23 protein-coding genes are annotated in these 21,161 nt (G+C 59.6%); 9 read left to right on the top strand and 14 right to left on the bottom strand.

Annotated features, from left to right (window positions below; genetic code table 11):
- The first annotated feature begins 161 nt into the window (after nt 1–161).
- Nucleotides 162–809 carry a hypothetical protein gene (locus Q1W15_RS22060; RefSeq protein ID WP_300732459.1) on the top strand — a complete coding sequence of 216 codons (648 nt, stop codon included), beginning with the start codon at nt 162–164 and terminating at the stop codon, nt 807–809.
- Nucleotides 810–851: 42 nt separating this feature from the next.
- Here Q1W15_RS22060 and Q1W15_RS22055 read toward each other — a convergent pair whose 3' ends face one another.
- The 3 genes from Q1W15_RS22055 to Q1W15_RS22045 all read right to left on the bottom strand — a co-directional run bounded on the left by Q1W15_RS22055 (nt 852) and on the right by Q1W15_RS22045 (nt 2,757).
- Complete coding sequence (locus Q1W15_RS22055; protein ID WP_300732456.1) at nt 852–1,565, bottom strand: carbonic anhydrase; 714 nt, start codon at nt 1,563–1,565, stop codon at nt 852–854.
- A 65-nt stretch (nt 1,566–1,630) separates the two neighbouring features.
- Nucleotides 1,631–2,125: a DUF523 domain-containing protein gene (locus Q1W15_RS22050; RefSeq protein ID WP_300732454.1), complete on the bottom strand. Its 495-nt coding sequence runs from the start codon at nt 2,123–2,125 to the stop codon at nt 1,631–1,633.
- Entirely contained in the window at nt 2,122–2,757 is a 636-nt protein-coding gene (locus Q1W15_RS22045; RefSeq protein ID WP_300732451.1) for a 2OG-Fe(II) oxygenase, read from the bottom strand. The genes Q1W15_RS22050 and Q1W15_RS22045 overlap by 4 nt, the downstream gene beginning before the upstream one ends.
- A 151-nt stretch (nt 2,758–2,908) precedes the next feature.
- On the opposite strand from Q1W15_RS22045, the gene Q1W15_RS22040 reads away from it, so the two are divergent.
- Entirely contained in the window at nt 2,909–3,661 is a 753-nt protein-coding gene (locus Q1W15_RS22040) for a hypothetical protein (protein WP_300732445.1), read from the top strand.
- 55 nt (nt 3,662–3,716) lie between these two features.
- Here the strand turns inward: Q1W15_RS22040 and Q1W15_RS22035 are convergent, their stop codons facing one another.
- Nucleotides 3,717–4,658, bottom strand: coding sequence for an alpha/beta hydrolase (locus tag Q1W15_RS22035; protein ID WP_300732442.1), 942 nt, complete (start codon nt 4,656–4,658; stop codon nt 3,717–3,719).
- Nucleotides 4,659–4,766: 108 nt separating this feature from the next.
- Here Q1W15_RS22035 and Q1W15_RS22030 point away from each other — a divergent pair, with 108 nt between their 5' ends.
- Nucleotides 4,767–5,363, top strand: coding sequence for a DUF6436 domain-containing protein (locus Q1W15_RS22030; RefSeq protein ID WP_300732439.1), 597 nt, complete (start codon nt 4,767–4,769; stop codon nt 5,361–5,363).
- Nucleotides 5,360–7,747, top strand: coding sequence for a penicillin acylase family protein (locus tag Q1W15_RS22025; RefSeq protein ID WP_300732436.1), 2,388 nt, complete (start codon nt 5,360–5,362; stop codon nt 7,745–7,747). Before Q1W15_RS22030 ends, Q1W15_RS22025 begins: the two co-directional genes overlap by 4 nt.
- 151 nt (nt 7,748–7,898) lie before the next feature.
- Here the strand turns inward: Q1W15_RS22025 and ubiA are convergent, their stop codons facing one another.
- Together ubiA and Q1W15_RS22015 are read right to left on the bottom strand one after the other, a co-directional pair.
- Complete coding sequence (gene ubiA, locus Q1W15_RS22020) at nt 7,899–8,789, bottom strand: 4-hydroxybenzoate octaprenyltransferase (RefSeq protein ID WP_300732434.1); 891 nt, start codon at nt 8,787–8,789, stop codon at nt 7,899–7,901.
- Nucleotides 8,789–9,352 carry a chorismate lyase gene (locus tag Q1W15_RS22015; protein WP_300732431.1) on the bottom strand — a complete coding sequence of 188 codons (564 nt, stop codon included), beginning with the start codon at nt 9,350–9,352 and terminating at the stop codon, nt 8,789–8,791. Before Q1W15_RS22015 ends, ubiA begins: the two co-directional genes overlap by 1 nt.
- A gap of 203 nt (nt 9,353–9,555) precedes the next feature.
- Between Q1W15_RS22015 and Q1W15_RS22010 the strand changes: the two genes are divergently transcribed.
- The 4 genes from Q1W15_RS22010 (at nt 9,556) to Q1W15_RS21995 (ending at nt 11,947) form a co-directional block, all read left to right on the top strand.
- On the top strand, nt 9,556–9,723 hold the full coding sequence (locus Q1W15_RS22010; RefSeq protein WP_003437744.1) for a rubredoxin: 168 nt from the start codon (nt 9,556–9,558) through the stop codon (nt 9,721–9,723).
- Nucleotides 9,724–9,758: 35 nt separating this feature from the next.
- Nucleotides 9,759–10,907 carry an FAD-dependent oxidoreductase gene (locus tag Q1W15_RS22005; protein WP_300732427.1) on the top strand — a complete coding sequence of 383 codons (1,149 nt, stop codon included), beginning with the start codon at nt 9,759–9,761 and terminating at the stop codon, nt 10,905–10,907.
- Nucleotides 10,908–11,096: 189 nt separating this feature from the next.
- Nucleotides 11,097–11,372 carry an HU family DNA-binding protein gene (locus tag Q1W15_RS22000; protein ID WP_300732425.1) on the top strand — a complete coding sequence of 92 codons (276 nt, stop codon included), beginning with the start codon at nt 11,097–11,099 and terminating at the stop codon, nt 11,370–11,372.
- A gap of 194 nt (nt 11,373–11,566) precedes the next feature.
- Nucleotides 11,567–11,947 (top strand): helicase, encoded by a 381-nt coding sequence (locus tag Q1W15_RS21995; protein ID WP_300732422.1) that lies wholly within the window; start codon nt 11,567–11,569, stop codon nt 11,945–11,947.
- A 37-nt stretch (nt 11,948–11,984) separates the two neighbouring features.
- Here Q1W15_RS21995 and Q1W15_RS21990 read toward each other — a convergent pair whose 3' ends face one another.
- From Q1W15_RS21990 to exbB, 6 genes are all read right to left on the bottom strand, one after another.
- The gene (locus Q1W15_RS21990; RefSeq protein ID WP_300732420.1) at nt 11,985–13,385 is read right to left on the bottom strand and encodes an aminoacyl-tRNA deacylase and HDOD domain-containing protein; all 1,401 of its coding nucleotides are present in this window, start codon (nt 13,383–13,385) and stop codon (nt 11,985–11,987) included.
- Nucleotides 13,386–13,464: 79 nt separating this feature from the next.
- Nucleotides 13,465–15,540, bottom strand: coding sequence for an ATP-dependent DNA helicase RecG (gene recG, locus Q1W15_RS21985; RefSeq protein WP_300732417.1), 2,076 nt, complete (start codon nt 15,538–15,540; stop codon nt 13,465–13,467).
- Between the two features lie 8 nt (nt 15,541–15,548).
- Nucleotides 15,549–16,469, bottom strand: coding sequence for a hydrogen peroxide-inducible genes activator (locus Q1W15_RS21980; protein WP_300732414.1), 921 nt, complete (start codon nt 16,467–16,469; stop codon nt 15,549–15,551).
- Nucleotides 16,470–16,719: 250 nt separating this feature from the next.
- Nucleotides 16,720–17,466, bottom strand: a complete 747-nt coding sequence (locus Q1W15_RS21975; protein WP_300732411.1) for an energy transducer TonB — start codon at nt 17,464–17,466, stop codon at nt 16,720–16,722.
- On the bottom strand, nt 17,463–17,888 hold the full coding sequence (gene exbD, locus Q1W15_RS21970) for a TonB system transport protein ExbD (protein WP_019828186.1): 426 nt from the start codon (nt 17,886–17,888) through the stop codon (nt 17,463–17,465). Before exbD ends, Q1W15_RS21975 begins: the two co-directional genes overlap by 4 nt.
- A gap of 6 nt (nt 17,889–17,894) precedes the next feature.
- On the bottom strand, nt 17,895–18,878 hold the full coding sequence (exbB, locus tag Q1W15_RS21965) for a tonB-system energizer ExbB (protein WP_300732401.1): 984 nt from the start codon (nt 18,876–18,878) through the stop codon (nt 17,895–17,897).
- A 187-nt stretch (nt 18,879–19,065) separates the two neighbouring features.
- On the opposite strand from exbB, the gene Q1W15_RS21960 reads away from it, so the two are divergent.
- Nucleotides 19,066–19,917, top strand: coding sequence for an SDR family oxidoreductase (locus Q1W15_RS21960; RefSeq protein ID WP_300732398.1), 852 nt, complete (start codon nt 19,066–19,068; stop codon nt 19,915–19,917).
- A gap of 45 nt (nt 19,918–19,962) precedes the next feature.
- On the opposite strand, the gene Q1W15_RS21955 is transcribed toward Q1W15_RS21960, so the two are convergent.
- Nucleotides 19,963–20,700, bottom strand: a complete 738-nt coding sequence (locus tag Q1W15_RS21955; protein WP_300732396.1) for a hypothetical protein — start codon at nt 20,698–20,700, stop codon at nt 19,963–19,965.
- A 66-nt stretch (nt 20,701–20,766) separates the two neighbouring features.
- On the bottom strand, nt 20,767–21,147 hold the full coding sequence (locus tag Q1W15_RS21950) for a RidA family protein (RefSeq protein WP_019828190.1): 381 nt from the start codon (nt 21,145–21,147) through the stop codon (nt 20,767–20,769).
- Between the last annotated feature and the right edge of the window lie 14 nt (nt 21,148–21,161).

Raw genomic sequence — 21,161 nt, 5'->3', positions numbered from 1 at the left:
GTCATTTGGGGGCCTAATCCTTAAGAATGGGCCTCCCGCGACAGATGGCACTCACTACCCAGTTACAAAATGATTAACAATATACATTCTGGATAAGACCCGTCCTTTGACGCAGGCTTCTTTCCAGTCTTCCCCAGTTTCTGCGCCCCCCTGGAGTTCCCATGAACACCGCCGCCATTCGCGAGCAGATCTCGCGTGCCCAACAACATGAGGCCGACACGGGCCTGCTCGCTCGCCAACTAACAGAGCAACTGCCGCACCTGCACGCCGCCATTTCGCTGCCTGAGCGTGATAAGAATGCGGTGATGGCGCGCTTTATCAACGCCTATATTGACCAGGTCCCGGATTTGCTCGACGCCGCCAACGCGGTCGCTCGCGAAGCTGGCATTGAGTCACAGATCAAGCCGGTGCTGAAAATCGCTGAACAGTTTTTCGCGCAGCCGCCACACATGCTGGAAGGCCACACAGGCCTGGAAAGCCTGCTGGACGAGGCGTACCTGGCGCACCGCCTGGTCGAGGAAGTCAACGACCTCTACATCAAGCACTTCAACCAACCGCTGATCCCGCTGGATACCACAGTGGCCAACGTGATTGCGCACCAGTTGATTGGCGAAGCATTCGCCAACGAACTGGATGAAGTGGTGCACCACGCGGTGGATGAGATGCTGAACGACGACAGCTTTGCGCTGGAGTCCGTTGAAGCTTACCGCCAAACGTTGAGCAGCCCGGACACCGGCAGAGCCTGGAGCCGCTGGCCCTGCATGTCCAAGCAACTGGGCATTAACCTGGAGCTGTCCAGCTCACTCTAGCGCTTTGCGATGGCACGCCCGCGGCTCCCCTGCAACGGGCGTTCAATACCGCGCTTTAGGCGTTGCACTCGGGATCGGGCTGGTACCGTCCAGCGGCAGGAACTCGCCTTTATCGGCATCGTAGGCTTTGATCTCACTGGTCTCGATGTCGTACACCCAGCCATGAATAAACAAATCCCCACTGGCCATGCGTGACGCCACCGACGGGTGAGTCCGCAAGTGCTGGAGTTGAGCAATCACGTTCTCTTCGGTCAGTACGTGCATGCTTTCAAGCTCATTGGCGCAATTGCAATTGTCTTGCACCATTGTTTTGGCGACTTCAACGTGCTGCAGCCAAGCCCTGACCGTCGGCATTTTTTTCAAGCTAGACGGGTTCAGCACTGCGCGCATCGCGCCACAGTCCGAATGCCCGCAAATGATCACGTGTTGCACACCCAGTGCCAGTACCGCGTACTCAATCGCCGTCGACACACCGCCGTTTAACAGGCCGTAAGGTGGCACGACGTTGCCGACGTTACGGGTCACAAACAGATCACCTGGCGAACTCTGGGTAATCAGCTCCGGCACGATGCGCGAATCGGCACAGGCAATAAACATCGCACGCGGGTTTTGCGCCGTGGCGAGTCGCTTGAAAAAGGCTTCTTGCTCGGGAAAGATTTCGTGATGGAAGTGTAAAAAACCATCCACGATATGGTGCAAGGCAGCATCGGCGCTATCTGAAGCGGCCGCAAACGTCGGTTTGGACTTGTCACTCATGGTGTATCCCCTGGGCAAAATGGCACCGGATGTTACCTGAACTCATTTACACGCTCTACAGGCGGTCAAGGGTGCTCCAATGCGGCCAGTGCTTGCGCCGCTTGCGCCAATTGCAACTCACTGAACACCTGCACACCGGCACGCATCAGCAAGGCCGCCGTCACGCCTTGGCCTTGCACCTTAACCCCGCTGAAACTGCCGTCATAGGTCAACAGGTTGCCGCATGACGGGCTGTGGGCCTTGAGAATAGCAATGCGAATACCGTGCTGCTCCACCAATGCCAACGCCTGATGCGCACCGGACACAAACGCCTCGGTCACCGTGTCACCGTCGATTGTCACCACCGGTGCGGTGCCATCGAGGACGGCCGTGCCCTGGCCACCCGGTATTTCCGCCGGCGCACGCGGCGTGGGCAACCCGCCCGCCACTTCGGGGCACAACGCAACCACGCGGCCTTGGGCTTGCCACTGCGCCAGCCGGTCATACGGGCCACTGGCACCGCCGTCGTAGCGCACCGGGTGGCCCAACAGGCAGCGACTGACCAACACTTTGTGGCTCATAAAAACACCTCCGTGGCCCGGCGGCGAAACCAGCCCGTCAACGACAGTCGATCACGGGTGGCCGGCATGACTTCGTGGGGGATTTCGCCCGAGAGAAACACGACCAGGCAACCGCCAGTCGGCAGCACGTCGTAGTCGACATTGCCTTCCAGGTACATGCGCAAGTGCCCGCCGTGTTCTGGCAGCCACGCCTCATTGAGGTACACCACGGCGGAGACCATGCGCCGGTCATCGTCGCGAAAACGGTCCAGGTGCTTGAGGTAAAAAGCACCGGGTGGGTACAGGGCAAAATGGCTTTCGAAGTCTTCCAGGCCCAAAAAAAGCCTGCGATTCATAGCGATTCGCAGGCTTTCCATTAAGCCTAGATAACTGTCGCAGGCTGGAGCCTCTCCCGGCTCCAGCCATTGAATATGATCACCCCGTATACCCTCGCGAACCTCCTGAGCCACCCCGCGCCCCACCGCGGCCGGGGTCAGCTCGCCTTGCGCGGAACGTTTATGGCACTCAGCCGCCAGTTCGAGCGTCAAAGCCTCAGAGAGAAAGATGTTTTGCTGCGACCAGCCCTGCGCGTACAGGTCGTCGACGATGCGAAGCAACAGCGGGTGATCAAAGGGTATGTGCATGACGCGCATAATATCGAGGTGCCTGAAAATCTGACAGCGCCGTCTGGCCGGCATCGCAGAAATAGTTCATCCGGTCATTTAAAGCCCGCGAGAGTAGACGAATTCTCGACAAGTCCTACACCACACCCGGACAATAGCGACCTGCTGACAGGAGCCCCTCATGCGTCGCATGTTTTTGCTGTTAATGATGTTTTGCACGTTGCCTGCATGGGCTGACACGCTCGATGAGTTGTTCTCTGCGGCCGGCTGGCCAGAACAACGCGCTCACTTTAATGATGCCCTCACCGGTGCCCAGGAGCGCTATCGCAACAATTTGCCGCCCGCGGTGTATCAGGCGTTGGTGAACAGCAGCAGCCAGCGCTTTGAACCCGCCGCCATGGACCGCCGTGCGAAAGCGCAAATGCGCACAAACCTGCCCCGTCCCGCCCCCGCGCTCGCCTTCTTTAAATCGCCACTGGGGTACAAGATCGTGGCGGCCGAAGTGCTGGCCACCCGCCGTGATCAGTTGGCCCAACACGCGCAAGGTTTGCCACGTATCGAAGCCTCTGCCACTCGCCAGTTGTTGATCAACCACTTGTCACGCGCGCTGCCCGTGCGTGAAGCCGGTGCAGAAGTGAGCCTGGCAATTGCGGGTGTGGCCGCTGATGGGCTCAGTTCAATGATTCCTGGCTTGCTGGGGGCCGGCCAGGCGCAAAGCATGCTCAATGGCCAACGCCAGCGCTTGATGGAACAGATTGCCGCCGAGATGGATAACACGTTGCTTTACGTGTATCGCGACCTGTCTGACCCGGAACTTGAAGAGTTTGTGACCTTCGCCGAGTCACCTGATGGGCAGACCTATTATCAGGCCGCCCTGGCCGCCGTTCGGGCAGGGTTGGCGGTTGGCCAGAGCACATCGAGCCTGACCCGGTAGCCCAGCAATACCGCGCACTGGCGTCTTTAGCTGCAACGGCAGGCTGATGCTCAGTTCAGAAAAAACGATCCAAAAACGCGAAATACTGCTCGCGTATCGCCACGGTTTCATTCGCCAAATGGTGCCGGGCTTCGGGCAGCAATAGCACCTGGGGCTGACTGAATTTGGTATTCAGCACCTTCAGGTTGTGCTCCCAGTCCACGGTTTTGTCGGCCTCGCCTTGAACCACCAAAGGCTGTCGCGCGCTGGCCGGGGCCGCCTCAATGCGTGAAATCCAGCGCGCCATCGCGCCCACCCACGCCGTCGGCAAACGATGTGCCTGCAATGGGTCTGCCTGCAGAAAGGGTAAAAACTGCGGGTCGTTCGTGTTCTCGCTGAACTGGCGCTCGATGCCTTTAACAAACGGGCGCAACAGGTAATAGCTAAACTTTGACCAGTTCCAATCCTTGGGCCGCACCAGCGGTGCCATCAAAATGGCTTGACCCTGGGCCGGGCTGTGATCGCCCTGGCGCAACAGATGATCAAGCACAATCGCCCCGCCTGTGCTTTGCCCGAACAGGTGCCAAGGCTGCGGCAATGCCAGCGATTGTGCCTCGATAAACAACCCTTGCAGCGCTTCCTGATATTGCGAGAAATCCTGGATGCTGGCTCGCTCGCCACTGGACAGGCCATGCCCCGGCAGGTCGCAGGCGATGACCACAAAGCCTCGGTTCAGCCCCCACTCAATCACATGCCGGTACAGCCCCATGTGATCGTAAAAGCCGTGCACCACAAACAGGGTGGCCACCGGCGCAGAAGCAGGCCACCAGACCTGACTGACCAGATCGTAGCCACCGGCGCTAAAGCGCCCCAATTGCCGACGCACCGCGACCTGGCGCGGCACAAAGTCCAGCCCGTAAAACCGCTGATACGCCAAGGCCTCACTCGATAACGGCTGGCTCGCGGCCAAGGGCTGCAGGCTGGCACGTAAGGAATCGGGAGAAAACGGGGCGGGCATAGGGGGTTTCCAGGCAGAACAGGGGCGGCAAACACGCTTTATAGACCCACGATATTCATCTGTCCGGCCAAGCATGGCAAGCTACGCGGCCCTCAAGGACCTATTTGCATGCCTTTGCCCACCGTCAAAAACGTATTTGCCTACGTGCTGGCTCTGATCTGCGCCGTCGGCCTGTGGGCGGCTTACCAGTGGTTTGAAGGCCGCTATATCCGGGCGTTCAGTGACCAGACGGCGCTGTTTGCTGGTGACGTGCTGCGCCTGCCGCCCGAGCTCTCCGGGCCTGGGCCGATTCGGGTGGTGCACTTCCGGGACCCCGCCTGCCCCTGTAACGTCGGTAACCAACAGCACCTGGGCGAACTGCTGACGCGCTACAGGCCACAGGGTGTCGAGTTCTACGTCGTCCAAAAAGCCGGCAACCCGGCCCCGTTACCTGCCACGCTGAGCGCCATCAAGCCCCTGCCCGACCTCCCCGGAGCGCAGCACCTGAGCGCCAGCCCGGCGGTTGCCATTTGGGATCACAGCGGCCAGTTGGCCTACTTCGGCCCTTACAGCGAAGGCGCGACCTGCAACGCCAGCAATAGCTTTATCGAGCCGATCTTGCAGGCCTTGAGTGAAGGCCGCCCCGTGAAAGCCACGCACACGATGGCCGTGGGCTGTTATTGCCCGTGGCGAAATGACGAGGTAACACCAGGAGCAACGCCATGAAACGCAGCCTGACGGTTATCGCCCTGCTGGTCGCTGCCGCAGCGGCGGGCGGCCTTTGGTATGTGCAGAGCAAACTGCCGGAACGCCAAGGGCAGGTCACATTCTCTGCGCTGCAAGGGCCGGTCACAGTGCGCTACGACGAGCGCGGCGTGCCGCATATCCGCGCGAGCAACCAGAACGACCTGTACCGCGCTCTCGGCTATGTGCACGCGCAAGACCGCCTGTTTCAAATGGAGATCATGCGCCGCCTGGCTCGCGGCGAACTGGCCGAAGTGCTGGGGCCCAAACTGCTGGGCACCGACACATTGTTTCGCAGCTTGCGCATTCGCGAACGGGCGGCCCGTTACGTCGCCGAGCAGGACCTTCGGTCCCCGTCGTGGCTGGCGCTACAGGCCTACCTCGACGGGATCAATCACTACCAGAACACCCGCGCTCGCCCGGTGGAATTCGACCTGCTGGGCATAACGCCGCGTCCGTTCACCGCTGAAGATACCTTCAGTATTGCCGGTTACATGGCCTACAGCTTTGCCGCCGCCTTTCGCACTGAACCTTTGCTGACTTACGTACGCGATGAATTGGGCAGCGACTACCTAAAGGTCTTCGACCTCGCCTGGCAGCCCCAAGGGGTGCTGACTCAAGCGCTGACGGCCAACGACTGGCAAGCCTTGGGGGCGCTGGCCCAAGTGAGCGAGCAGGCCTTGAGCCAGGCTGGTTTGCCGCAGTTTGAAGGCAGTAACGCCTGGGTCGTGTCGGGCAGCCGCACGCAAAGTGGCAAACCGTTGCTGGCGGGCGACCCGCATATTCGCTTCTCAGTGCCTTCGGTGTGGTACGAGGCGCAACTGTCAGCGCCTGACGTTGAGCTGTATGGCTACCATCAGGCGCTGGTGCCGTTTGCCTTTTTGGGCAACAACCGAGACTTCGGCTGGAGCCTGACCATGTTCCAGAACGACGACCTGGACCTGATCGCTGAAAAAACCAACCCCGATAATCCCAATCAGGTGTGGTACCACGGCCAATGGGTCGACATGACCCACACCGAGCAGCAGATTGCGGTCAAAGGCCAAGCCCCTGTCACGCTTACGCTACGCCAGTCGCCCCACGGCCCCATCGTCAACGATGTGCTGGGCACTGTTGCGGGCGATACGCCCATTGCTATGTGGTGGGGGTTTCTGGAGACCCAAAACCCGATCCTTGAAGCGTTCTACCAGCTCAACCGCGCTGACACGCTGGCCAAAGCCCGCACCGCCGCAGCCTTGATTCACGCGCCGGGCCTGAACCTGGTGTGGGCCAATGCCAAGGGCGATATCGGCTGGTGGGCGGCTGCACAGTTGCCCAAACGGCCCGCAGGGGTCAACCCGGCGTTCATCCTTGATGGCAGCACCGGCCAGGCCGATAAAGACGGTTTCTACCCGTTCAGCGCCAACCCTCAAGAAGAAAACCCGCCACGCGGCTATATCGTCTCGGCCAACTTCCAGCCGGTATCGCCTGCGGGGGTTGAGATACCCGGCTACTACAATCTGGCTGATCGCGGCCAGCAACTTGACCGCCAGTTAAGCGATGCTCGCGTCAAATGGAACCTGAAAAACAGCCAGGCACTGCAATTGGGTACCACCACTGATTACGGCCCGCGCGTACTCGCACCGCTGCTGCCGGTGCTAAACGACGTAGTACGCGACCCCGGCGAACGTAAGCTATTAACGCAACTCAAGCGCTGGGAAGGGGATTACCCGCTGGACTCAACGGCGGCCACGCTGTTCAACCAGTTCCTCTACAACCTGGCCGAAGCGTCAATGCGGGACGAATTGGGCGAAGATTACTTCGACATGCTGCTGTCCACCCGGCTTATTGACGAGGTGTTACCGCGCCTTGCGGCGGACCCGGACTCGCCGTGGTGGAACAACCGCCATACGGCGCATAAAGAAACGCGCGCCGACACAGTCAAAGCGGCCTGGCAAGCCAGCCTTGCTCACCTCAAAGCCACCCAGGGCGATGACCCGGCGCAATGGCGCTGGGGGCGGGCCCATACCTTGACCCACGAGCACCCGCTCGGTAAGCAAAAACCGCTGGATTGGCTGCTTAACGTCGGCCCTTTCGCCGCCCCCGGCAGTCACGAAGTGCCGAACAACCTGAGCGCCAAACCGGGCAATGCACCATGGGCGGTGAGCTACGGGCCGTCGACGCGGCGCCTGATCGATTTCGCCAACCCGGCCCATAGCCTCACCATCAACCCCGTGGGCCAGAGTGGCGTGCCGTTCGACAAGCACTATCGCGACCAGGCCGAGTCGTTCATCCAGGGCGACTATGACAAGCCTCATCTGGACGAAACCGAGATCCAGCTCAACACCCGCAGCACCCTGCGGCTGGTGCCCAGCCCAGCGGGCTAATGGTCATGGCGTTGTAGGAGCTTGCTCGCGATCTTTTAAAGGTCAACCGATCACGAGCAAGCTCGTTCCTACAGGGTCGCGGTGCGGGCTGGTCGTGCTCGCGATCTTTTAACAATCAACCGATCACGGGCAAGCTCGTTCCTACGGCCGTTTACGCCAGCGCGTAGTTCAGCACGATGCCCACGAAAATGGCCAAGCCCGCCCAGTGGTTGTGCAGAAAGGCTTTAAAGCAGCGCTGTGGATCACGGTCGCGGGTGTACCAGAATTCCCACACAAAGCAGCCCGCCGCGGCCAGCAAGCCAAGGTGGAACCAGCCGCCCAGATCGAAATGCGCACCCGCCAGCAACAGGCACCCCAACGCCAACCCCTGCAAGGTGAGGATGATCACACGGTCGGCATCACCAAACAGGATGGCGGTGGATTTGACGCCGATTTTCAGGTCATCGTCGCGGTCGGTCATGGCGTAGTACGTGTCGTAAGCCACTGTCCACAGCAAGTTGGCGATGTACAGCAACCAGGCCGCCGCCGGCAGGCTGCCGGTTTCGGCGGTAAAGGCCATCGGCATGCCCCATGAAAACGCTGCGCCCAATACCACTTGCGGGTAATAGGTGTAGCGCTTCATGAACGGGTAACTCGCCGCCAACGCCAGACCGCCGAACGACAACCAAATGGTCGGTGCATTCGTGCACAGCACCAGCAGGAAACTGACCCCCATCAGCACCGCAAAAAACACCAAGGCTTCTTTGCTGCTGATTTTTCCGCTGACCAGAGGTCGCTGTTCCGTGCGTTTTACATGGCCGTCGACCTTGCGATCCGCAAAGTCGTTGATCACGCAGCCACCGGCGCGGGTCAGGATCACACCGAACACAAAGATCAACAGGTTGGCCAACGACGGCACGCCTTTAGCCGCCACCCACAGCGCCCACAGGGTCGGCCACAGCAGCAGATAAATGCCGATGGGCTTGTCCATGCGAGTCAACTGAATAAAGTCCCAGGCCCTTGGGTTCAAACGGTTGAGTGATTTCAGCAATTTGACGTACATCAGGTGTTCTCCGACCGGGTGCTCAAAGCAACCCACAGGTTGGGCAAAAAGACTTCAGCCACCAGCACACTCAGCGCGCCGCGCACAAAACATGAGCGGCGGGCCCACAGGTTGTCGGCTCGGTCAGCAAGCGGCAATGCAGCGCTCGGGTAGTGGCACACCTGCAATTCACCGCGCTCGAAAGCGTGATCACTGAACAGCAGTTCACCCAAAGAGCGAGTGCCCAGTTCATCCATGTTCAGCCCGCCACCCTCCAGCGAGCTTTTGGCGGCAACGCTGCGGGCAAACACCCACGGCTGCCCATGCCCGCACAGATGCACTTCACGCACCCAACCCACGCTGGCATCGGGCAATTCAAGCCCGGCACATTCATCCGGGCGCAGCGGCTGCCAACCTTCAAAAAGTGGCAAAACACTGAAGGCACCTTCTGAAAGTGCTGTAAGACGTCGAGTGAGTGAGCCTTCATCGAATAGCCAGTCGAGGGTTTGGGCCGGGGGCAAGGCCGCCAGGCGGCGTTGTTCAAGCCAGACAGGGGAGATCAGCGGAGACGTTATGTGCGGCACGGTAGGTCATAATTGGCAACCATTGAGGCCCGCGAGCTTATCATGCTGGTCATCGTATGCGCGGCCTAGGGCGCGCCGGCTGCAATCGCACTTGCATCTGCCGACGCGGATCCGTACAAAACGCCCTGAAATTCAACGAGCGACCCGGCAGACCTTAAAACGCCTGTGGCCTTGTATCGACCTGAACCTGAGGAAGTAACCCCGTGAAAAAATGGCAATGCATTGTGTGTGGACTGATTTACAACGAAGCCGACGGCTGGCCGGATGACGGCATTGCCCCCGGTACGCTGTGGCAGGACGTGCCAGAAGACTGGCTGTGCCCGGACTGCGGCGTCGGCAAAATGGATTTCGAGATGATCGAAATCAACTGATCGTTTTTTAACCACTCACCCCGTTGGAGATTGAAATGAGCGCACCCGTCGTGATCATCGGCACCGGCCTGGCTGGCTATAACCTGGCCCGGGAGTTTCGCAAGCTGGACAGCGACACCCCGTTGCTGTTGATCACCGCCGATGACGGGCGCTCCTACTCCAAGCCCATGCTGTCCACCGGTTTTGGCAAGAACAAGCAGGCCGATGAACTGAGCATGGCGATGCCGGGTGCCATGGCCGATCAACTCAAGGCCCAGGTGCGCACTCACACCCGTATCAGCGGGATTGACCCGGGCCACAAGCACGTGTGGATCGGTGAAGAAGCGGTGCCGTACCGCGACCTGATTCTGGCGTGGGGCGCGCAAACGGTACAGATGCCGGTGCAAGGCGATGCACAGGACGCCATTTACCCGATCAATGACCTTCAAGACTATGCCCGCTTCCGGGCTGCTGCCGCCGGCAAACGTCGTGTGTTGATACTCGGGGCCGGGCTGATCGGCTGTGAGTTCGCCAATGACCTGATCGCCGGCGGCTACGAGGTCGACCTGGTGGCACCGTGCGAGCAAGTCATGCCGACGCTGCTGCCACCCGCTGCTGCTGCCGCGGTGCAGGACGGCCTGGAAGGCTTGGGCGCGCGGTTTCATCTGGGCCCGGTATTGACGCGCTTGCACCGAACAGACACAGGGCTCGAAGCCCATTTGTCTGACGCCAGCGTGATCGCCTGTGATGTCGTGGTCTCGGCCATTGGCCTGCGCCCGCGCACCGACCTGGCTGCCGCTGCCGGCATCCGCATCAACCGGGGGATTGAGGTCGATCGCACCCTCAAAACCTCCCATGACAATATTTACGCCCTGGGTGACTGCGCTGAAGTAGACGGGTTGAACCTGCTGTACGTGATGCCCCTGATGAGCAGCGCGCGAGCACTGGCACAAACCCTGGCCGGCAAACCCACCGCTGTCAGCTACGGGCCGATGCCAATTACGGTTAAAACGCCCGTATGCCCGGTGGTGGTGTCACCCGTGCCGCGCGGCTACGAAGGCCAATGGCAGGTGGAAGGCCATGGTGCAGACATCAAAGCCCTGTGCCGGGACGCCGACGGCAAGCTGCTGGGTTATGCCCTGACGGGCGAGGCCGTTCGCGAGAAACTGGCGCTGAACAAAGCGCTACCAGCACTTTTGGCGTAAATGCCCTAGCTTTTGTCATACTTGGCATTGCCCTGCCTCAACAAAGCCCCCGCAGAGACTGGCGCAGGCTTTGGCCCCGTGCCATTCTCACACCGGTCTGCCGCAGTTTAGAGCCTGCGGTGCCTTAGCGCTGCTCCACAGAGAGCAGCACGGACATAACAACAAAAAACCGTCAAAGAGGCTTCACCTATGCGTAAACCAGATCTCGCCGCGGCCATTGCTGAAAAAGCTGACCTCACCAAAGAGCAAGCCAGCCGCGTGCTTAATACAGTGCTCGAAGAAATCACCAATGCCCTGCACCGTAAAGACAGCGTCACGCTGGTCGGTTTCGGTACCTTCATTCAACGCCACCGTGGGGCGCGTACCGGGCAAAACCCGCAAACCGGTGAGCCGGTCAAGATCAAGGCCAGCAACACCGTGGCATTCAAGCCGGGCAAGTTCCTTAAAGACAGCGTCAATCCTTAATATCGTGACCGGCCACTGCCTGCAGGGCTTTGAAGAATGGGCAACACGCCCATTCTTTACGATGACAAGGCCAATTATGCGGCCATAAGTGGCAAAAAGCCGTCCATCTACGCCTATCGCTACAGATCTGTAGCGTTCTTTTTTCAAATCGTTAAACTTCGCCGGCCATTCATTTATTCCCCGAGGCCGTGTACATGAAATTTCGCTTCCTGCTCTGGATGCTAGGCTACTTGATGGGCAAGGCCAGCCGAAAAAACCCGGCGTTTGCGCAGCAATTGGTCGACAAAGACCTGGTTTTCCAACTGCAAACCCTGGACGGCACCGTCGCCCGTCACTTCAAAGTGAAAGACCAGCGTATCACCAGCCATTCGGGCCTCTACCCGGAGCCGGCCTTCGCCATTGCCTTTAAAGACGCCGCCTACGGTTTCGACACGTTGCAAGCGAAGAACAAGCAACTGGCATTTATGACCGGGATTCAAGACAAATCGATTCAGATCAAGGGCAATCCCGCGCTGGTGATCTGGTTCCAGGGCCTGACCAAGTACCTCAAACCGCGTAAAAAGCCGAAAGCGTAAGGCCAAGAGCCCCTTGCGACAGGGGCTTCTTATGGATTCACGCCGGGCTGAACTGATGTGTCAGTTCACGCAGCAGCAGTTCAGCCTCGAGCACTTTATTGACGGCATCTTCTGCTTTGGCACGTGTCACGCCTAGCCGCTCAAGCAGCGCATCAGGCACCGGGCTACTCGCGCCGTGGCCGATCCCGCGGCTGCGCAACAACTCCAGCGCCACGCACACCAGGTTCGGGTATTCAGCATGGGTGCCGGTGTACGTCGAGTCATGCTGGAAACGCAACGCGCTGACCAGTTCATCCGGCATGCCCCAATACCGCATCAGCCAGGCTCCCATTTGTTCGCGGCTGATACCCAACAAATGCTGCTCGATCAGGCAGTGACTCACATGCGGGTTGACTTCCAGGTGGCGGCAAATCAGCGAGAAGTGCGGCGGAAACACGTGGGCCAACAGCAAGTAGCCAAAATTGTGCAGCAAACCGGCCAAGTACGTCAGGCCGGCTTCTGGCCGTTTCGCAAGCGGCATGGCACGGGTCAGGCCTTCAATCACGGCGGCGGTGTAAATCGACTGCTGCCAGTAAGGCGCGCTTGATTGCGGGTGATCCTTGGGCAGGCTCAAGGTTTTGCCTAACGACAGACTCAACGCCAGGTTAATGACCAGATCAGCCCCCAGCACACGCACAATGGCATCTTCGACCGAACGGATTTTGGTCGGCGAAGCGTAGTACGAAGACGACGCCCAGCTCATGACTTGCGCTGCCAAGGCCGGGTCGATTTCGACAACACTGGTGATCTCATCAATAGACACGTCGGGGTCCACCCGCAAACGCATGATCTTGCGCACGCTCTCGGCCAGCGGCGGGATCTCGATGGTGGCTTCAAGCCGTTGCTGGATACGCCGCGCCGTAAACACCTGAACGGCTTGTGTAATGGCCGCACCGTCGTCATCCGGGCCGGCACCGCTGAGCCTGATCGCGTCCAGCGGCTCTGCAAAGCGGCCCGCCGAAGCGTTGCGCAACACACGTTTGAAGTCTTCGCGGGCGATGCCCAGCAGCAGCCCCGGCTCTCCTGAACTGATCAACAACTGCGGCTGTAACATCAGTTGCTCTTCGTAGAGGCAGGACGCGCCGCTGAGCAACGGTAGGCCGGGCAACTGGCGCAGTGCATGCCGGTCGAGCTGACGCTGCAGGCGCTCGGGCACCACTGCCGTCATGCGACGCCCAATCAAGTCAGCCAAGCGGTTGAGGTCAAGCAAATGGCTTTGCGCAAACAGCACCATCAAGACGCCTACGGCGTCATCCAGCAACACCGCCTGCACTTTGCTGGCCGGATCAAGTGCAGGATGATCAACAACCTTGGCGTAGGGAATCGCCCACTCATCGAGCAGGCGCTGCACAGCGGGAGGCGTATCGGGAACGGTTGGGGCGCGGGAGACTTCGTTCATGCTCTGCATTCGATTCCTGCAACTCAAATTGGATAACCGGCTACTTGATCGGCCGCAGTTCAATTTACTGAACGGTCTTTTATACCTGCCCGTATTGCTGACCATGGCGCAGCCAACGATCAAGCAAAGGGCTGACATGGGCCGGCCAACGCTCAATCAGGGTCAGCGCTGCGTCACGCACGGCAGGAAGCAAGTCGGCGTCACGCATCAGGTCCGCGACCTTGAATTGCAACAGACCGGTTTGCCGCGTGCCCAGCATTTCGCCCGGGCCGCGTAGTTCAAGGTCTTTTTCAGCGATGACAAAGCCGTCGTTGGTCTCACGCATGATGCCCAGGCGCTGACGACCGACTTGCGACAGCGGCGGGTGATACAACAGCACACAATGGCTAACGGCACTGCCCCGACCGACACGCCCACGCAATTGATGCAACTGGGACAAGCCCAGGCGCTCTGGGTTTTCAATAATCATCAAACTGGCATTCGGCACGTCGACGCCCACTTCGATGACCGTCGTCGCCACCAGCAACTGCAACTCACCCGCCTTGAAGCAGGCCATGACCTGCGCCTTTTCAGCCGCCTTCATGCGCCCGTGGATCAAGCCTACGCGCAACTCACCCAGCGCACTGGACAGGTCTTCGAATGTAGTTTCAGCCGCCTGACAGGTCATCTCTTCAGATTCTTCAATCAGCGTGCACACCCAATAGGCCTGTCGGCCTTCGGCGCAGGCCGCGCGCACGCGCTCAATCACTTCGACGCGGCGCGTGTCGACCACCAGCACGGTATTGACCGGCGTGCGCCCCGGCGGCAACTCATCGAGGATCGAGGTGTCCAGGTCGGCATAAGCGCTCATGGCCAGCGTGCGCGGAATCGGCGTGGCGGTCATGATCAACTGGTGTGGGCACATCACGCCGCCCACGCCTTTGTTACGCAAGGCCAGACGCTGCTGAACGCCAAAACGGTGCTGCTCATCGATGATCACCAGCGCCAGGTTCTTGAACTGCACGTGTTCCTGGAACAGGGCATGGGTGCCGACGACCATGGGCGCACCGTCGGCGATGTGCTCAAGCGCCGCCACTCGCGCCTTGCCCTTGAGCTTGCCCGCCAGCCAGGCCACTTCAAGCCCCAACGGTTCCAGCCAGCGCTTGAAGTTGATGAAGTGTTGTTCCGCCAGGATCTCGGTCGGGGCCATCAGCGCCACCTGGTAACCGGCCTCCAGCGCTTGCAAAGCGGCTAAAGCGGCCACTACGGTCTTGCCCGCGCCCACATCCCCCTGGATCAAGCGCAGCATGGGTTCCGGCTGGCTGAGGTCGTAGGCCACTTCGTTGCCGACCCGTACTTGCGCCCCGGTGGGGGGGAAGCCCAGGTTGGCTAGGAACTGTTTGGGCAACTGGCGGGCCAAGGCCAGGGCGGGCGCGCGTTGGGAACGGAGGCTCTCGCGCAGTCGTTGTTGCGACAACTGATGCGTCAACAGCTCTTCGAATGCCAAGCGATGTTGCGCCCAGTGATGACCCAGCGCGAGCTCTTCCACATCCGCATCGGCGGGCGGCTGATGCAAATAGCGGATGGCTTCATCCAAAGGTGCCAATTGATGCTCTTTGGCCAGTTCTGCGGGCAACCAATCCGGCAGACTGCGCGGGCCCAGCATCGCCAGGCTTTGCTGGCTGAGCTGGCGCAAGCGTTGTTGGGTCAGGCCTTCGGTGGTGGGGTAAATCGGCGTCAGGGTCGTGTCGATCGGGGGCGGCTCATCGCCGGTGATAGCACGGTATTCCGGATGATAAATCTCCAGCCCTGAAGCACCGGGCCGCGCTTCGCCATAGCAGCGCACTTCAGTGCCTCGTTTAAGGCTTTCTTTTTGCGCATTGCTGAAGTGGTAGAAACGCAGGCTCAAGCCGCCGGTACCATCGTTGATGCGTACCAGCAGGCTGCGGCGCTTGCCCATGACAACATCGACGCCAATCACCCGGCCTTCGACCACGGCATCCTGGCCTGGGCGCAGCGCGCCAATCGGCACCACACGGGTGCGGTCCTGATAGCGCAACGGCAGGTGAAAGAGCACATCCTGTACGGTTTCCAACCCCACCTTGGCCAGTTTCTCGGCCATGGCTTCGCCCACGCCCTTGAGCGCAGTGACCGACACCTTCGACAACTCGGTCATCGGCAGGCTTACTTCGCCGCCGGCGGTTTAGCCACCGAGCACAGGCGGATAGAGTCCGCGAGGATTTCAATCGCCTTGGGCCGTGGGAAACTGGCGCGCCAGGCAATGGCCACCGTACGAAACGGCACTGGCGGGGTGAGCGGGCGAACGGCCAGAATGCCCGGCGCATAGTGATGGCTGTCGACAGCCGACAACGGCAGGATCGAAATGCCCAGGCCCGAGGCGACCATGTGGCGGATGGTTTCCAGGGAGCTGGATTCCACCGTGGTGTGCTTGGCACCATCACTGCCTTTGGTCAGGGTAGGGCACGCCTCCAGCACCTGGTCGCGGAAGCAGTGACCTTCTCCCAGCAACAGCAGGCTCTTGTCGTTGAGCAGGCTGGCGTCGATAGTTTCTTTTTTACTCCACGGGTGCTCACTCGGCATCAGCACGTAGAACGGCTCATCGTAGAGCGGCAAGGTCAGCACGTCGGCTTCCTGGAACGGCAAGGCGATGATGATCGCGTCCAGTTCACCATTACGCAGCTTGTCGCGCAGCACGTGGGTGAAGTTTTCTTCGATATACAACGGCATTTGCGGGGCAACCCGATGCAGTTGCGGAATAAGGTGAGGGAAAAGGTACGGGCCGACGGTATAAATCGCCCCCACTTTCAGCGGTGCGGTCAGTTGATTCTTGCCGGCCTGAGCCAGCTCGCGGATCCCTTGGGCTTGCTCAAGTACCTTTTGCGCCTGGGCAACGATGCCTTCACCCACAGGAGTGAGACGCACAGCGCTTTTGCTGCGCTCGAAAATCAGCACACCGAGTTCGTCTTCCAGTTTCTTCACGCCCACCGACAGCGTCGGCTGGCTGACGTGGCAACGCTCGGCGGCATGGCCAAAGTGTTGTTCCTGGGCGAGCGTAACGATATAGCGCAATTCGGTAAGAGTCATAGCGGGCGTCCCTGTATTGACGGGCCAAGCATAACGGCTGCAATCGATAGACGCACGTTATCAGACAATGCCCACACAAGGTTTAATCAGCAGCCCTTGTCGTCGCGGACCCAGCATGAGGCTGCGAGGGGTTACCAAGCGACCCCGGACGGCGGCCCTACAACCTGCATCGCAGCCTTCCTCCCTCGGCAGCAACTACAAGGACGGATCCGATAGGCAAAAAGGGCACCCTGAGGTGCCCTTTTTGGTGTTAACGCCGCCGTTTATCAATGGAGTAAACGAAGGGTGCAACGATTTCAATGCTGCCATTGGTCAACATATCAGCCGGTGGCTTGGGCAAGGGTTGTGCCCGGCGAATCATTTCCAGGGTGGCCCGGTCCAGATCCGCGTTGCCTGAGCGGCCTACCAGTTCGTAGGACAACACCTTGCCTTCAGCATCGACGACGAAGCGCAGACGGTTCAGGCCTTCCTTGCCTCGCGATTGAGCGGCTGGCGGGTATTTCTTGTACTTGCCCAAATGAGCCAGCAGCGTGCCTTCCCAACTGGCTTTAGCCGCCAACTGTTGCGGTGACGGCCCTGGGGCCGGTGCTGCAGACTTTTCGCTCGGTGCCTTGGTGGGCGTCGCGTCGCTGGGTTTCTCTTCTGAAGGCTTCTCTTTGACCGGATCAGGTTTTTCCACAGGCTTGGGCGGTTGAGGCTTCTGCTTGGGTTTGACCGGTTTCGGAACCGCAATCTTCGGCTTGGGCGCTTCGGCCAGCTTGGGTATCGGCAACTCTTCCACAGGGGCCGGGGGTTGTGGTGGTGTCACCACTTTTGGCGGCGCCGGCGGTGGCGGTGCTGGCATCGGTGCCAGGTCAACCATCATCGCTTGCGGTGGCAGTTCGATAGCCCGCGGGTTGGACCATTGCAGGGCAAGGATCACCGCCACTGCATGGACAGCCAACACCGCGACCAGGCTGAGTCCGTAACGCGTCGTCTGTTGGCGCGCTATGGTCATTTCTTGGCTGCCGTCTCAAGTCCGACCAGACCCACCTTCAAATAACCGGCTGCGCGCAATGCATCCATCACGCTCATCAAGTCACCGTAATCCACACCTTTGTCGGCCTGGAAGAAGATCGTCGTGTCTTTGTTGTTATGCGTCCTGGCATCCAGGGTCGGGCCCAGCGCTTCAACCGTGACCGGTTCTTCGCCCAGGTACAGCCGCTGGTCAGCCTTGACGCTGAGAAACACGGGTTTCTCAGGCCGAGGCGCCGGTTTGGCGGTCGAAGCGGGCAGGTCAACCTTGATGTCCACAGTGGCCAACGGGGCAGCCACCATGAAGATGATCAAGAGCACCAGCATCACGTCAATAAAAGGGGTGACGTTAATTTCATGGTTCTCGGCGAGATCGTCATCGCCTTCTTTTAAATGCAGGCCCATGGCCGATTACCCCACTTTCACCATGTGCGGTTGCGAGTTGCGCTCGGGCGGCAAGTGGTCGAGGTCACGGCTGACCAACAACAACACTTCGGCCGACGCGTCTGCCACCTGGGCTTTGTAGCCGGTGATGGAGCGGGCAAATACGTTGTAAATCACCACTGCCGGAATGGCGGCAACCAGACCCAAAGCCGTGGCCAGCAGCGCTTCGGCAATACCAGGAGCCACAACGGCCAGGTTGGTGGTTTGGGTTTTGGCGATGCCGATAAAGCTGTTCATGATGCCCCATACCGTACCGAACAGACCGACAAACGGTGCTGTCGAACCGATCGTCGCAAGGACGCCCGTACCGCTGCTCATGTTACGACCGCACGCCGCTACCAGACGCTCGAGACGGAAGCTTACGCGCTCCTTGATACCTTCTTTTTCGCGGCTGTTAGCCGACAAACGCATCTCTTCCAGGGCGTCTTGCACCAACAGATGCGCCAACGTACCTTCTTTTGTAGCGGATTCGCTCGCTTCTTTCAGTGTGCGGGCTTTCTTGAGGCTTACGATTTCGGCGCGCAAACGACGCTTGGCACCCAAGACTTCAAAGCCTTTGGCAATCCAGATGGTCCAAGTGATGATCGATGCAATCGCCAAGCCGATCATGACGATTTTCACGACGATGTCAGCGTTTTTGTACATACCCCAAGGCGACAGATCATGGGCCATGCCCAAGCTGTTGTCTTCTTCAGCGATCACTTGAGGCGCATCTTCACCAGAGACTACAGAGCCTTCAGACTCGGCCGGATCAGCAACACCCGGAGCAGCCAAGGCCGGTGCCGGGGCTACGGCTTCAGTCGTCGGCTGTGCAGCGGCCGCCGCCGGCTCGTCGGCGAAGGTGGCAGCAGGTGCCAGCAACAGGCTGAACATCAGCACTGCAAGCCCACGCCAGACGCGTTTAGGGCTCGAAAGCGGGGTTGGCGAAGCGGTGGGTTGATTGCGTGTCATGCTAGCCGGACCTGAAGAGAGAATAGATGAACTGCCCTACAACGCGGCTTAATACCCTGGGCAAACGATGCGTTATTATTGCAAGTAATTCTTGTTAACAAAAGCAATTGCCTTTGTTTTTTTCGAAATGACCTACCAAGGTCGAAGCTTTTCCTACAGTTTTGTGACCCCTCATTTGGAGTTTTGAATGTCCAAACCGTCTGTTTTGATCGTTGGATGCGGTGATATCGGGAGCCGCCTGGCGACTCAATTGCTGGCCAATGAATGGCATGTCTACGGGCTGCGACGCTCCATCGACCGCTTGCCGGCCGGCGTGCACGGCATCGCGGGCGACCTGTTCGACACTCAGTGCCCAGCACAGTGGCCAACGGGCCCTATCGATTACGTGGTGTACAGCACGGCCGCCACCGCTCACGATGAGGCAGGTTACCAAGCGGCTTACGTGGACGGCCTGCAACATACGCTGAGCTGGCTAAAGCAACACGACCAGCACCCCAAACGCCTGTTGTTTGTGTCCAGCAGCGGGGTTTATGTACAAAAAAATGCTGAATGGGTGGATGAAGCATCACCGGCCCAAGCGACAAATTACTCAGGCCGTATCATGCTAGACGCTGAGCGCGTAGCGCTTGAAAGCGGCCTGCCTGCTACGGTTGTGCGCCTGACCGGAATCTACGGACCGGGCCGCGAATGGATGCTGGGCCAAGTGCGCAAAGGCTACCGCGTCGCGGTCGATCCACCGGTCTATGCCAACCGGATTCACGCAGACGATGCTGGCGGGTTACTTGCGTTTTTGCTTGAGGCTGACCGAAAAGGCCTGAAGCTGGAAAATTGTTACATTGGCGTCGATAACGACCCGGCCCCTTTGGCCGAAGTCGTAGGCTGGCTGCGTGAGCGCCTGGGTGTTACCGAATGGGCTGAAGAGGCGAGCATCCGCCGGGCAGGCAGCAAGCGTTGCAGCAATGCACGCGCCAAGGCATTGGGCTGGGAGCCGCGCTACCCAAGCTACCGCGAAGGCTATGCCGAGATATTGAAGGGTTGAAGCCTGTGCATGAGCGCTGAATGGCGCTCCTGCTGACGTAGGCGGCTACTGCTTCTCCAGCAACCACTCGCGTTTACCGGGGTAAAACTGAGGCATTTCGTCTGGCTCAGAAGCATCCAGCGCTTCGAAAATCTCTAACTGACGACCCTTTCGCACAAAGAGATGCGCCGCGCCGGTCGAGCCCTGCTCCAGCCAAAGGCTGTCGTACTCGCCACTCATTGACGCACAGTCCCCCGCCAGGCACAGCGCGTAAGCCGTGATACCCGGTAGCCCTACAAGTTGGCCACTCGGCATGAACGTCACCGAACGGCCTTGCCCCTGACCACTGACAACACGCCATTGCCCGCCCAGATAAGCCGTTTTGAGTGCTGTATCAAAACGCGTTCCCAAAGGTTCGCGGGCGACGCTCGCCGCCGAACGGCGAAACACCTGCTGGGGATCCGCCTCTGACGCGGCCTGAACCAATTCATCGCCCTCCAGGGACAACGTCGTAGCCGAGCTGCCATAAAAGCTGACCTGCCAGGTATCACGGGCCTCTGGTGTCAGCTTGCCTTCGACGTTTTCAAAACCGTTGGTATAGCGGGCTTGGGCACTTTGGGTGTCGATGTCCCACTCAAGCGTAGGCCCGTTGGCCAGCAGGGCTTCGCGCAAATGACCACCCTTTGCCGCCGCATCGATGGCAGCCTGATTGACCCAAACGCCACTGATATCGCGGTTGGCGGGTTCGCTGGCACAGCCACTCAGAAAAAGGGTGAGCAATGAGAGAGCGAGCGCATGGCGCATGGTGGGATCCTTTTAACGCGAGAGAGCGGGGGGTTGGCGCAGCATGAAGGCGCTGCGCCGAGGGTGTTACTCAATCACCAGGATAGCGTCCATTTCAACCTGCGAACCCTTCGGCAGGGCTGCAACGCCGATGGCTGCGCGCGCGGGGTAAGGTTGTTCGAAGTAGGTGCCCATGATCTCGTTGACCTTGGCAAAGTGGCTCAGGTCCGTCAGGAAAATGTTCAGTTTGACGATGTCCTTGAACGAACCACCGGCAGCTTCAGCCACCGACTTCAGGTTTTCAAACACCTGAATGGTCTGCGCTTCAAAGCCTTCAACCAACTCCATGGTTTTTGGGTCCAGCGGGATCTGACCCGACATATAGACCGTGTTGCCAGCCTTGATTGCCTGGGAGTAAGTACCGATGGCAGCAGGTGCCTTGTCGCTGGTGATAACAGTCTTGGTCATGAATGACTCCTTGT

Origin of the sequence: Pseudomonas sp. (genome assembly GCF_030150285.1) — a bacterium.
GTDB lineage: Bacteria > Pseudomonadota > Gammaproteobacteria > Pseudomonadales > Pseudomonadaceae > Aquipseudomonas.
This window is presented reverse-complemented; position numbering and strand designations above follow the sequence as displayed.